This is a genomic window from Mesorhizobium sp. M1409, assembly GCF_040317535.1.
Classification (GTDB): Bacteria; Pseudomonadota; Alphaproteobacteria; order Rhizobiales; family Rhizobiaceae; genus Mesorhizobium.
Genome location: NZ_JAMYKV010000039.1, coordinates 41,726 through 54,325, shown reverse-complemented (window position 1 = coordinate 54,325; position 12,600 = coordinate 41,726). Strand labels below are relative to the sequence as shown.

Sequence of the window (12,600 nt, the reverse complement as noted above, 5' to 3'; positions counted from 1 at the left end):
CTAGCGCCCGTCAGCAGGCTGCGCCTTGCCGCTTCTCGCGGCATAGGCGTGCGCGACGCAGGCAGCCAGCTTCGCCGCCCGCTCCGCTATCGCATTGGATGGTTCGGAAGAATAGGAGGCGGTAAACTGCAGGTCGGACGGGTGCCATTCGCAGTCGACAATGCGCAGTGTGCCGCTTGCGGTATAGTCCCGGACGACTTCCTCGGGGAGCGAGGCTATCCCGATACCGTTGAGAGTCATCTTGATGGAGGCCGCCAGCGAATTGGCCGGAAAGATACGCGGCGTCTCTTCCAGTTCACTGGTGAGCTTGCGGTAAAGTTCGCTGTAGGGTCTGGTGGTGCGCGCGTAGCTGATGATCGGAAACTGCATCAGATCATTCAGCGTCAGCTTGCTTCGGTTGGCCAATTTCAATCGCGGCGAACAGACCCAGACGAGCGGAAAGGATGGCAGCTCGATGTTCTCGATGCTGTACTCTAGAATCGGGCCCATCAGCACTGCAAGATCGAGCCTGTGGGACATGAGTTCGTTGCGAAGGGTCGTCGTCGCATCAACGACGATATCCGTATCGACGAGCGGGTAGTTTGCTTGCAATTCCTTCAGGAAATCCGGAAGCCAGGTGTGCACGATGGATTCGGCAACCCCGAGCCGAAGCACCCCTGCCGTCTCTGAGAGAGAGTTGGCCGCGAGTTGCAGCCGTTCCGCTACGCGCAGGACCCGTTGAGCAGGTGGCAGCAGCCTTTGTCCCTCGGCGGTCAGCCTGACGGTGCTGCTATGCCGTTCGAACAGCTTGGCGCCCAGCGCTTCTTCCAGGCCGGCAATTCGGGTGGATACCGCCGGCTGCGTCGTGTTCAGGCGTTCCGCTGCCTTTCGAAAGCTTCCGAAAGTGGCGACCAGGAGAAAGGTTTCGAGCTGCTTGATGTTGAAAGGGATCACGATTCAATGCCGGACAATAATCTGAGCTCCAATCTTTACGCGGTCATATAGATCGATAACGTCTTCATTGGTCATGCGGATGCATCCGGAGGAGTTGGCCTGTCCGACGGTCCATGGCTGGTTGGTGCCGTGGACGCGATAAAGCGTATTTCCGATATACAGGGCGCGGGCGCCAGGCAGCATTCCTTCGTCTGACGTCTGGTCAGGAGCAGAAGGGGAGACCAGCACATTTCTCGCCTGATCGTAAGTCCAGCTTCTAGGGTCATAAGCGCTGTTTGATTGGGGCCTGCGCCGCCATGGCGGCAACCAGCGTGGCAGCAACAAAGGCTGCCGCAGCCAGTCTCCGGCTGAGACGTGGGCCGGACAGCATACTGCCTCCCGCTATGCTGGCGGAAACGAACACGTTCGCGAGCAGGGCCCTGTTTGCCACCACCGACACCTCTCTGCATCCAGGCGTTGAACAGTGGATCACACATGGGTCCCGCCTGATTCCAGCGCGCACCATATCGCTTTGTTTGTGGTTCGCAACATTTGGCACAGAAAGTTAATGCGTAGTCCAAATGGACTTCCAATTTTCCAGTGTGCGCGATAGAGTGAGACCGGCGGGCAAACCATGAAGCGAGCGACGCGGGCAACACTCGTGGGTCGCTTGCAATAGGACCAAAATTGACGGGACGCGGTATCTGCCATGCGGATCGGTTGTCGGGAGCCAGGGCTGCCTTTGTCGCCTGCGGCCTGGCGATGGTTCTGGCGTTCGGCCTTGCCTCGCAGCGCGCGTATGCCGCCGAACCGCGCTGGCCTCCTGGCCCCTACAAATACATCACGGTCGACCAGTCAGTGGCAGACGCGCTGGTCGAGCTTGGCCGCAACATGCGGGTGCCGATGCGTGTAAGCAAGCTTGTAAAGGGGCGCCTGAGTGCCGGCATGCCTGTTGGAACGGCCCACGAGTTTCTGGAAGAGATTTGCAATCGGTATGGGCTGGTCTGGCATTTCGACGGCATTGTCATGAACGTGGCAACCGAAGCCGAAATCCAGACGGAAATGATCCGGCTTGATGCCAACACGGCTGCCGGCGCCGAAGATCGGCTTTCGCGGCTGGGCGTCATCGATCCGAGGTTTCCGGTAAAGGTTTCGAAACAAGACGATGTCGTCTCGGTATCGGGGCCGCCCTCCTACATCGAACTGGTCAGGAAAACGCTCGGGGTTCCCGCGGCAACGGGCACGAAGCCGGAGCCGGGCAAGGTTGTTTCGGTCCGCGTTTTCCGCGGCAGGCAGGTGGAGGCGTATGATGTCCCCTCCGCCAACAAGAACTAGGAAAACAGGAGAGCAGGTTCATGCAAATCGCGCCGATTGGAGCCCTGGAAGCTACACTTGCAAACTTGACCACCAGCATAAGCGCGCAACAGCAGATCACCGCCGGCGCTGCGGCGCAGCCTGGCAACCGAATGGTCGGTGCCAAGCAGGAAAAGCACGACGCCGCGAAGCTCAACACGCCTGAGCGCAGCGATGTCGCCACACGGTCTGGTCAGCAGGTGGCACAGGCATCGTCCGGCGCCAATCCAGCAATGGCCGGCCAATCCTCCAAACCGGAAAGGACCGAGCCCATCGTCGAGCGCCAACTCTTCGACTATCTGGCCGAGGCCGAGAAGGCAGGAGGCGGGGCGTTCACGGATCCGTCGGCGCTGTTCGGTTCGGCCGTTCGGTCGCTGGACGGAATCATGCAACAGGTCCAGAAAGCACTCGGCCAGGCGAACGCTCCCGCGAACGCCGAGACAGCCGCCACGCAGGATGCTGCCGGCAAGCCAGCGCCGTCCGGCAAGGAAGCCGAGAATTCCCCGGCAAAGAATGCCGAGCAACTTCTCGAACGGTCCATTTCGGTGATGTGGGCAGCCGCCAATCTCGAGGTCGTGACGAGCAGCGTGACGGCCGTCACGTCGTCCACCAGCACGCTGATCAAACAACAGTAAATGCCGCGGAGTGTTTCGTGCCGACGCTAACCTTGCCGTGGCGGTCAACGCTATTGAATCGATACGGCGCCCGTTGGCGCGTCGCGCTCGTTGTCATGGGTATGCTCGTACTGCAAGCGTGCTCTGTGGAGCTCTATTCCAACCTCAGCCAGCGGCAGGCCAATGAGATCGTGGCTACGCTGGTGCGCCACGGGATTCCGGCGCAACGCGAGACCGGCAAGGACGGCAAGATGACGGTTTCCGTAGAGAAGGGCCGCTTCGCCGAGGCCATGGCGATTCTCGACGAAAGCGGCTTGCCCAAACAGGAATTCCAAACGCTCGGCGAGGTGTTCAAGAGAGGTGGGATTGTATCCTCGCCGGCGGAAGAGCGGGCGACGATGATCTATGGCCTGAGCCAGGAACTGTCGCAGACCATCTCGGATATCGACGGCGTGCTTTCCGCGCGTGTTCATCTCGTCTTGCCCGAAAACGATCCGCTGAGACAGCAGCTGGTGCCGTCGTCCGCCTCCGTCTTCATCCGCCATCGCGCATCGGTTCCGATGAATGAGCTGATTCCGCAGGTCAAGATGCTGGTGGCCAAGGGTGTCGCCGGACTGACCTATGACAATGTCTCCGTCACCCTCATTCCGGTGACCGCGACGGCCCCCGAACAGGGAACCGGCGAGGCGGGCCTCACGAGCTTCCTCGGCCTCTGGATGCATCCGGACAGCGTTGCCGCCGCGATGGGGCTGTTTTACGGCATGGCGGCGGCCATATTCGCGCTGGCTGCCCGCCTGGCCTATCTGCAGTGGTGCCGACAGCCAGGCGTCTATGCGCTCGATGCTTCGACAATGCCCGTGAAGAAGACATGACCGAGACCCGCTCGACGCAAACCGCCAGCCCGGAGTGGCAGGCATTCGTGTCCAACCCCGCATCCTATGTCGATGCGGCAAGGCTCGCGGAATGCCTTGACGGTACGATCGGCGAGGCTGCGTGCGAGCGCATGCTGCAATCGCAACGCCTGCATGAACGATTGTCGGAGCTTCTGGTCGAGCGTCATAGGCTGTCTTCAGCAGTCGAAGAGCTTGCCGACGAGGTCGATCGAGCGATCGCTCTGTCCTCTGGCGAGGAGTTGGAGGAACTTGCGCTTCGCGCCGGCGCGATCTACTGGGCCGGCAGTCTAGCCGCTGTCATTGTTGGACGCGAAGCGGCCGCGTGGCAGGCAGCGCTTGGCGCGGATCTCTGCGCTTTCGCGGTCGCCAACCGCGATCTGGCTGGTCCGATGCAGCGGTTGGAGCCCCTGGAAGACATCTACTGTCGCGTCTATGCCGACGGCCTGCGTTGCCTTGGCGCCTGGTGTCAGGCGATGCCTGGCGACACGAGCATGCGGGTGCGCCTCAAGTTGGTGCCGCACGAGCTTGTCGACCAGGCGGTAGCCGGACCCTTTGCCGAGACCGGTCCCGCGATTGTTCGACGAGCGATGAGCTAGACGCGATGGTCGAACTAGGCAAAGCGACCGATGCCGTGCCGAGGCGCCCTTACGCCCGGATCCTGCGTGCCGCCGAGGTGCGCGCGCTGCAGGATGGGCATGCCGTTCTCGACGAAGCAAGGCGCGATGCGCAGCAGTTGCGTGACGCCGCGCGGCGAGCCTATGCGGCTGAATATGCACAGGGCTATGAAGACGGCAAGGCGCAAGGCGATGCGGACGCCACGCGGTTGATGAGCGAGACAGCGGTCAAGGTGGATCGCTATTTTGGCGGGCTGGAAGCCGAAGTCATCAGCCTGGCCCTCGATGTCGTCAGGCGAATGCTTGGAGAATTCGACGTCAGCACGCTTGTCGCGAAGGCCGCAAGTCAGGCTGTGACTGAAATTCGCCGCGCCAAATATCTGAAAGTCCGCGTTCATCCCGCTTCCGTGGACAGGGTTCGCGATGAGCTGGACGCGGTCTTGCGCGAGGGTGATCTGGGCATGACGGTCGAGATTGACGCGGATGACGCATTGGCAACCGGCGCCTGCGTCGTTTCGACTGACTTTGCCGTCGTCGATGCGAGCATCGACGCGCAGCTCCAAGCCATGGCTGCCGCGATTGCGTCAAAGGCGGAGGTTCCATGACACAGCCCGCTGTCGATATCGAAAGCCGTCTGGCGTCTATCATTCCGAACCTGCGTTCCGCCCTCCGCGACGATGCAAGCCGGCCGAGGAAGGGGCGTGTTAAGCGGGTCACCGGCACGGTTATCCATGCAACCATGGAGGAGGCCCGGATCGGCGAGATATGCGAACTGGTCGATCCCAGGACCGGCAAGACGACCAGGGCGGAAGTCGTCGGCCTCATGGACGAAATGGCGATCCTTGTTCCGCTTGGCGATCTGACCGGTCTTTCAAGCCTGACCGAGGTGGTTGCGACCGGAAAGGACCAGCGCGTGCCCGTCGGACCCGGCCTGCTTGGTCGGGTCATCAGCGCGCTCGGCGAGCCACTGGATGGCAAACCGCTTTCGCCGGACGGCATTACCGGCAGCTATCCGGTCAACGCCTATCCGCCATCCCCGCTCGAGCGCAGCTTGATTTCCGAGCCGATCCAGCTTGGAATCCGCGCCCTCGACGGGCTGCTCACCTGCGCGCGTGGGCAGCGCGTCGGCATCTTCGGTGAACCTGGCGTCGGCAAGTCGATCCTGCTTTCCGACATTGTCAGCGGCACCGATGCCGATGTTGCCGTGGTCGCCCTTGTCGGCGAGCGCGGACGTGAAGTGCGCGAGTTCCTCGAACATCAACTTGGACCGGAAGGGCGGCAGCGGGCAATCGTCGTCGTTGCGACATCCGACCGGCCTGCCATCGAGCGCGTCAAGGCCGCCTATGTGGCGACCAGCATTGCCGAATATTTTCGGGACCAGGGCAAGCATGTGCTGCTTGCGATGGACAACATCACGCGGTTTGCCCGAGCGCAGCGCGAGATTGGCCTGGCCTCGGGCGAGACACCGACGCGTCGCGGTTTTCCGTCTTCGCTGTTCGCGGTCTTGCCGCGCCTGCTCGAGCGCTCGGGCCCCGGCCGCGTCGGTTCCATCACGAGCCTCTACAGCGTTCTCCTGGAAGGCGACGGCACACTGGATCCTGTCGCCGAGGAAATTCAGGCGCTGCTCGATGGCCACGTCTTCCTGTCGAACGAACTCGCGCAGCGGAACCACTTCCCGGCCATCGACGTCTTGCGCAGCCGAAGCCGTCTCATGGACGCGGTTGTACCGCCGGCACATCGGTCCGACGCCAGCCACCTGCGTGAGCTGCTTGCCCGCTACGCCGACATCGAACTTCTCCTGCGGGTCGGTGAATACGAAAAGGGCAGCGATGCCGTGGCGGACGAGGCAGTGGCGAAGATCGATGTCATCAAAGCCTTTCTGCGTCAGGCGTCCGCCACACACGAGAGCATCGAGAAGACACGCCAACTCATGCGGGAAATCGTCGATGAAAGACCGTGACATGATCGCTCGATTGCGCGACCTCAGACGCCGCCGGGAAGAACGCGCGAAGGAAGGCGTGATCAGAAGGCACGCCGCCGCGCACCGGGCCACCAGGGAAGCTCAGGAGGCGGCCGCCGCCGTCACGCAGCACCTCCAGCGCACGGTTGACGCCGAAGATGCGGCGTTCGGTTCGCTTGTCGGACAACCGGTAAAGGCCGCCAGCCTGCATCGGCTCCAGGGACGGTTCGAAATCGCCGCCAGAAAAACCGCGCAGCTGCGTGAAAACGAGAAGATGGCCGGCGTCGCCGAGGAGCGTCGGAAAGTGGAATTGTCGGCAGCGCGCAACGATCATCGTGCGAGCGTGAAGGCGGTGGCGAAGCTGGATGGACTGCTGGAGCATCTGACCAAACGCAGCGCGCGTCGTCGCCTGGCTCTTTCCGAGCTTGTCGAGGAGGAGGAACGCGGTCCGCGGCACTTGCCCGCGGAACGATAGCCCAATCCGTGATCGTGGATATGGATGTGGACATGGAAGTGTGATGCCTCAAGCCTTGGCGTCGGCAAAAACGAAAGCGCTGGGAAAACCGAAGAAACGCACTGCCGGACTGCCGGTCGTGGGCGAACGGCTGACGCTCGAATCCGTCCCGGCCGTGGACGTCGGGGCATTGAACGCCTTTTACCGCCGTCGCGCTCCCGCGCAGATCACCATCGCGGGGAAGGCAATGACGATCGCTGCGGTCTGGCCGGCGGCGAACCCCGCGGATCAGCGGCTGTGCACGATTGCGTTCACCGTCGCAGGCAAGGTCGCCAAATTGCGCCTGCCGCTTTCTGTGGTCGAACGAGCCTTCGCCAAGGCGGACGAGTTGGTCGACATGAAACGACTGGCGCCCATGCACGCCGCACTGCTGCTGGAATCCGCATTCGAAGAAGACCTCGAAAGGATCGAGGGCAAGCTGGGTGAGAGGATCGCGCTCACCTCGGTCGAACGAAGAGATACGGTCTCGGAGCAAATCTCGCTCGCTTTTGTCATGGCCGGCAACGACGGGACGATAGACTGCGTGCTGAACACGACGGACGCCGGCCTGGCGGTGCGGATCGGCCGCCTTCTCGACGAGATCGGCAAAACGAGGCCGCCGATTCCGGCCGAATTCCCGCTGTCGGTCTGCCTTCGGCGTGGCGCGCTGACGATCACCCTTGGCGAGCTTCAAAGCCTGCAGCCTGGCGATGTGGTGCTTTTCAGGGATGCGGAGGAAGAACGCATGGCGGCACTCATCATTGCCGAGCGCCTTTATGCGCCGGTGACCTTGACTGCCGATGGGCCGCAATTGCTTGCCGCGCCGACTGCAATCGCCGGATCGAATTGGGAGTGGACCATGAACCAGAACACGCCGCCGCCAGCCGGCCAGACATTGGAAGAGTCGACTCTGGACGAGTTGCCGGTCGCGCTTGCCTTCGAGATCGGCCGCATGGCGATGCCTCTTGGGGACGTAAGACAGCTTGCGCCCGGCGCTGTCGTTGCACTCACCGATGTAACCGAGGAGGCCGTCGACATCATCGCCAACGGCAAGCGTGTCGGTCGTGGCGAGATCGTGCGGATTGGGGAAAACCTGGGCGTGCGGATCGTCCGTATGTTCGACAATGCTTGAGAATTCGCCCAACCTGCTTGGGATTCTGATCGCTGTCGGCTTCGTCGGATTGCTGCCGCTGGCAGTCGTCACGATGACGGGCTTCCTGAAAATTTCGGTGGTGCTGTTTCTCGTCCGCAATGCGCTTGGCGTCCAGCAGATGCCGCCCAATCTGGTGCTTTACGGCATAGCGCTCGTGCTCACGGTCTACGTCACCACGCCGATGCTGAGCGAGATGTCGGGCCGGCTTCAGGACGGGCAGGTTCAGTTCCAGACGACGGACGACCTCGCCAGGGCGGCGCAACTGGTCAGAGAACCATTGCAGCGGCATCTCATGAAATTCACCCAGCCGCAAGAGCGGCAGTTCTTTCTTGACGGCACCACTCGCCTGTGGCCGGAACAAGCGCGGCAGAACCTCAAGGACGACGATCTCTCGATCCTTGTTCCAGCCTTTGTCGCATCCGAGCTTACCCGTGCCTTCGAGATCGGCTTCCTGCTTTATCTCCCTTTCCTCATCATCGATATCGTTGTCGCGAATGTCCTGATGACGCTCGGCATGATCATGGTCTCGCCGGTTCTCATCTCGATCCCGCTGAAACTGTTCCTTTTCGTCGCGATTGATGGCTGGTCGCGGCTGATGCATGGCCTCATCCTGAGTTATGTCTGACGCCGCTGGGGGATTTGCATGAACAATGACTTCATCCTGGCGAAGGTCCAGAGCGCGCTTCTGACGGTGCTGCTCGCGTCCAGTCCGGCGATTATCGCGGCGCTTGCCGTCGGCATCCTTGTCGGCCTTGCCCAGGCCCTGACGCAGATTCAGGACCAGTCGCTGCCGCAGACGATCAAGCTCGTCGTGATCCTGCTGGTCATCATCGTCTTCGGTCCGCTGCTTGGCCAGCAGATCGCGGAGCAGGCCTCGACGGCGCTGGACGAATTCCCCGTCGTCACGCGCTGAGGCGGTCGGATGCCGGTCGAACCAATCTTCGCATCTGTCAAGGAGCTGCAGTTCTATCTTCTGGCCGGCGCTTTCGCGCTCGCACGCCTGACCGGTTTCATGCTTCTGATGCCGCTCTTTTCGCGTGTGCCGCTATCCGGGCTTCTGCGCAACGGCGTGGCTCTCGCGCTGGCGGTTCCGGTCTTCCCGATGATCGTGACCAAGCTGACGACCACCGATATCGCGACAACGATGATCGTCCTGTACATTCTCAAGGAGGTCGTTGTCGGGGTGACGCTCGGGCTGGCAATGGGCATACCGTTCTGGGCGGCGGAAGCCGCTGGCGATATCCTGGACCTGCAGCGCGGTTCCACGATGGGGACCCTGATCGACCCGATGATGACCCATGAGACGAGTGCCACCGGCACTTTGCTGGCCATCATCATGATTACGATCTATCTGGCGGCCGGGGGCTTGCAGCTTTCCCTGACCAGCCTCTACGACAGCTACGGCCTCTGGCCTATCGACCAACTCCTGCCTGTGTTCAGCAAGGATGCCGCTGGGATATTTCTCAGTCTGCTCACCCGCATCCTGGTGATGGCACTGACCCTTGTGTTCCCGGTCGTCATCAGCATGCTCTTGTCCGACATTGTTCTGGCTTTTCTGGCGCGCGCCTCGCCGCACCTGAATGTTTTTGCCCTGTCGCTGGTCGTCAAGACGCTGGTGTTCAGCCTTGTCCTAGTCCTCTACGCGGCTTTCCTGCTCTTCTATATGAACCGGGACCTCGGCTTCCTACACGAAGCAGGCCGACAGATGGAAGCAATCGGCTGCCGCAGCTGTCAATGAGTACAAAAACTCCATGAGCAGATCCTAATAATAACAGCAGCCTCCATTGGTCGACCAATAAATACAATTTATCGACGAGGGAAGATTCTGATAATTTGACAAGCGGGCAACGCGTCGATGATCTTACGCGCTCTCGACGTGTCTCTGAACATACATATGCCCGGAAGCCATGGCTCGCCAGACCACTTCATTGTTCTATGACAATTTGCGACTGGTCGATGCAGATAGGCTGCGCAAACTGGTTAGAATGGGCGCTTATGAAGGATATACGGGAGGGCTTGCGCGCGGTAAGCTGCAGGCCAATATTGTGATTGTGCCCCGCAGTTTTGCCGGGGATTTCCATCGGTTTTGCGTCCGCAATCCGAAACCCTGTCCTTTGGTGGGCGTCACCCGTGCCGGCAGCCCTTTGCTCCCAGCCTTGGGCGATATCGATATTCGCACCGATGCACCCCAGTATAACATCTATTGCTTCGGGGAGATGATCCGTCGGAAAACCGACATCATCGACCTGTGGCGGGATGATTTCGCCGCTTTTGCGCTCGGCAGTTCGCTTACCGTCGAGGCGGCACTTGCCAAAAAGGGAGTGAAGCTCCGTCGCATCGGCTTCGGAAGGACTTCCCCCAAGTTTAGAACCAGGATCGAGACGTTCCAGGTCGGACCGTTTGGTGGCGAAATGGTCGTCTCCATGCGCCCGATAAGACATTGCGACGTCGATAAGATTCGCGCCCTGACGGCAGGTTTTCCGCATGCGCACGGCTCCCCTATCCATGTCGGGGAGCCGGCGACCATCGGGATACGAGATTTGATGGCTCCCGACTGGGGCGATGCGGTCGAAATCCGGGACGGGGAGGTCCCTGTATTCTGGGCCAGCAGCCTGACCGCTCAAGACGCTCTTGCGCGTGCCGAACTCGCGATCTCGATCACGGTGTCGCCGGGCCATATGCTGATCACCGACGTGGATGCACAAGCCGGTGCGCGTCTCGGAGCCAGCTTGGCGCATACGGGCGTGCAAATGGGCGGGTTTTGGACTCGCGACGATGCTCTAGACCCACAATGACTAAATATTTGCAACGAAGAGCGGCCGCAATTGGAGCGGTGACGGTACTTTTCGAGACGGTTTGGACGCGCTATCGAACGCCACAAGGTGGAAAAATCGCTGATTGGTCTCGATAGTCGGTAGGCGTTAGCGTAGTCCGGAGCGCTACGGCGTATTTTTCCGCACAAAAGACAACGATTTTCGGCATCTCGTTCACTACCGATTCTGCATCATCAACTGAAGTCTTCGATTGCGTAAGTCCGATACGTTCGGCAGTCTGCTCGTCTGGGCAGGATTTCAAAGCAATCTGAAGTTGTTGGCTCAATCTGTGGGCGATCGGCCAATTGATCTCGAACCAAATGGCGCCTGTCGTCTCAGGGCGCGGTGGCGTCCGAAACCAGAGCGGCGTGCCGAGGGACTGGAACGGCGGCCGGATTCCGCTCTGTCCTGGGCAGGGACCAGCCGCCTGTCGGCGGTGCGCGTCGCGAAATCTTCCATTCGACCCTGGCTAGGCGTGGGGTGGGAGTTGGGACCCGCTAGCCTTTGCCCGCAGCCAGTCCGAGACGCGATAGTACCGTAACATCGCGGCGGGAGCGAACGACATGAAGAAGGGTGCCCGCCGGAGTGGTTCGAGCTTCAGCGACAGGTCTTTTTCAGGGACGCCCTTCGCCCATTCGCCGAGTATGCCGCCGAGCATGCTTCCGGTCGGCACGCCGCGACCGGACAGTCCTGTCAGTGCGACGACGCCCGGCGCGAGCTCATAGAATCGTGGGATGGTGCGCTGCTGCATATCCAGTTCGCCGAACCAGAAATATTCCCATCTCAACTCGCTGCTGAGCTGCGGATGGAGCCAGCGCAGCCGATCAGACATGAGGCGGTGTGTGAACGCCATGTCCCTTCCGCGACGGCCCATCGGGAACATCGAGGCGACGATGCGTCCCTCGGCATTGTACTTGTAGACAAAGATGTCGCCGCGGCCGTCATGCATCGTCGTGTTGCGCGGCAGGATGGTTTGGCGTTCGCTGGCCGTCAGCGGCTGGCTAGCGGCGACGAACACACTCTGGATCTTGTAAGTCTGGTCGAGGCCGGGCCATCCGTCGACGGTGTAGGCGCCAGTCGCAAAGATGACCTTATCGGCGACAACGGTTCCTTCGCCGGCGTGCACTGCCCAGGCACCATCCTGCCGCACGACGTCGCGGACCGGCGATCCCGTGTGGATTGCGCCACCTTCCTGCATGACGGCACCGGCCAGGCCTCTTGCGTATCTCAATGGATTGAGGTGACCAGCCTCGGAATGAAACCAGCCGCCATGATATCGCGGGCCGCCGGTGATTTCCTCGGTCGCCTGTCTGTCGAGCACCCGCGTCTTGGCGCCGACGGCATTATACTGCTGCGCCTTTACCTCGAGCTTGGCGATGGCGCCTGGCGTCAGCGCGCCCATGACGTAGCCATTCTGCTGCCATTCGCAATCGATGCCGTAACGCTCGATCATCCCTGCGACTTGTCCGTTGGCTCCTGTCTGCCGGGCGATCAGCCTTTCCGCCCACGGCTCGCCCAGCATGGCACGCAGTTCGGGCAGGCTGTAATGGGTGAAGGTTGGCGTACAGTGGCCGGCATTGCGCCCCGAGCCGCCGAACTCGATCTCCTGGGCTTCGAGCAGAACGACGTCAATGCCGTCACGGGCGAGATCGAGTGCGGTGGTCAACCCGGTGTATCCGCCGCCGATGATGCAGACGTCCGCCCGCCTGCGTCCTTGCAGTGGGCTGGTCTCTGGCAGCGGCGGCGCGGTCGCATACCAGAGCGAGACTTCAAACGGTGAAAACCTTGCCATTCC

The 12,600-nt window shown here is 61.3% G+C and carries 14 protein-coding genes and 1 pseudogene; 12 read left to right on the top strand and 3 right to left on the bottom strand.

The features are described 5' to 3' along the window. The gene (locus NKG99_RS25405) at positions 1–933 is read right to left on the bottom strand and encodes a LysR family transcriptional regulator (RefSeq protein WP_352871586.1); all 933 of its coding nucleotides are present in this window, start codon (positions 931–933) and stop codon (positions 1–3) included. A 3-nt stretch (positions 934–936) separates the two neighbouring features. Next, positions 937–1,248, bottom strand: a pseudogene (locus NKG99_RS25400) (L,D-transpeptidase); the annotation flags it as partial. Positions 1,249–1,599: 351 nt separating this feature from the next. Here NKG99_RS25400 and NKG99_RS25395 point away from each other — a divergent pair. The 12 genes from NKG99_RS25395 to NKG99_RS25340 all read left to right on the top strand — a co-directional run bounded on the left by NKG99_RS25395 (position 1,600) and on the right by NKG99_RS25340 (position 10,787). After that, complete coding sequence (locus NKG99_RS25395) at positions 1,600–2,247, top strand: type III secretion protein (protein WP_352871585.1); 648 nt, start codon at positions 1,600–1,602, stop codon at positions 2,245–2,247. A gap of 20 nt (positions 2,248–2,267) precedes the next feature. Then, positions 2,268–2,900 carry a hypothetical protein gene (locus NKG99_RS25390; protein ID WP_352871584.1) on the top strand — a complete coding sequence of 211 codons (633 nt, stop codon included), beginning with the start codon at positions 2,268–2,270 and terminating at the stop codon, positions 2,898–2,900. Continuing rightward, a complete protein-coding gene (gene sctJ, locus NKG99_RS25385) occupies positions 2,816–3,751 on the top strand; it encodes a type III secretion system inner membrane ring lipoprotein SctJ (RefSeq protein ID WP_352871582.1) in 936 nt (311 codons plus the stop codon). The genes NKG99_RS25390 and sctJ overlap by 85 nt, the downstream gene beginning before the upstream one ends. Then, on the top strand, positions 3,748–4,368 hold the full coding sequence (locus NKG99_RS25380) for a SctK family type III secretion system sorting platform protein (protein ID WP_352871581.1): 621 nt from the start codon (positions 3,748–3,750) through the stop codon (positions 4,366–4,368). The genes sctJ and NKG99_RS25380 overlap by 4 nt, the downstream gene beginning before the upstream one ends. A gap of 5 nt (positions 4,369–4,373) precedes the next feature. Beyond that, a complete protein-coding gene (gene sctL / locus NKG99_RS25375; protein WP_352871580.1) occupies positions 4,374–4,991 on the top strand; it encodes a type III secretion system stator protein SctL in 618 nt (205 codons plus the stop codon). Then, positions 4,988–6,346, top strand: a complete 1,359-nt coding sequence (locus tag NKG99_RS25370) for a FliI/YscN family ATPase (RefSeq protein ID WP_352871578.1) — start codon at positions 4,988–4,990, stop codon at positions 6,344–6,346. The genes sctL and NKG99_RS25370 overlap by 4 nt, the downstream gene beginning before the upstream one ends. After that, positions 6,333–6,821, top strand: a complete 489-nt coding sequence (locus NKG99_RS25365; protein WP_352871577.1) for a hypothetical protein — start codon at positions 6,333–6,335, stop codon at positions 6,819–6,821. The genes NKG99_RS25370 and NKG99_RS25365 overlap by 14 nt, the downstream gene beginning before the upstream one ends. 43 nt (positions 6,822–6,864) lie before the next feature. Continuing rightward, positions 6,865–7,971 (top strand): type III secretion system cytoplasmic ring protein SctQ, encoded by a 1,107-nt coding sequence (gene sctQ / locus NKG99_RS25360; protein WP_352871576.1) that lies wholly within the window; start codon positions 6,865–6,867, stop codon positions 7,969–7,971. Then, on the top strand, positions 7,964–8,617 hold the full coding sequence (sctR, locus tag NKG99_RS25355) for a type III secretion system export apparatus subunit SctR (protein ID WP_352871574.1): 654 nt from the start codon (positions 7,964–7,966) through the stop codon (positions 8,615–8,617). Before sctQ ends, sctR begins: the two co-directional genes overlap by 8 nt. Positions 8,618–8,635: 18 nt before the next feature. Continuing rightward, a complete protein-coding gene (locus NKG99_RS25350) occupies positions 8,636–8,905 on the top strand; it encodes an EscS/YscS/HrcS family type III secretion system export apparatus protein (protein WP_352871573.1) in 270 nt (89 codons plus the stop codon). A 9-nt stretch (positions 8,906–8,914) separates the two neighbouring features. Next, positions 8,915–9,730 (top strand): type III secretion system export apparatus subunit SctT, encoded by an 816-nt coding sequence (gene sctT / locus NKG99_RS25345; protein WP_352871572.1) that lies wholly within the window; start codon positions 8,915–8,917, stop codon positions 9,728–9,730. A gap of 169 nt (positions 9,731–9,899) precedes the next feature. Then, positions 9,900–10,787: a D-glutamate cyclase family protein gene (locus tag NKG99_RS25340; RefSeq protein WP_352871570.1), complete on the top strand. Its 888-nt coding sequence runs from the start codon at positions 9,900–9,902 to the stop codon at positions 10,785–10,787. Positions 10,788–11,274: 487 nt separating this feature from the next. Here the strand turns inward: NKG99_RS25340 and NKG99_RS25335 are convergent, their stop codons facing one another. Continuing rightward, positions 11,275–12,597: an NAD(P)/FAD-dependent oxidoreductase gene (locus tag NKG99_RS25335; protein WP_352871568.1), complete on the bottom strand. Its 1,323-nt coding sequence runs from the start codon at positions 12,595–12,597 to the stop codon at positions 11,275–11,277. Positions 12,598–12,600 lie beyond the last annotated feature (3 nt).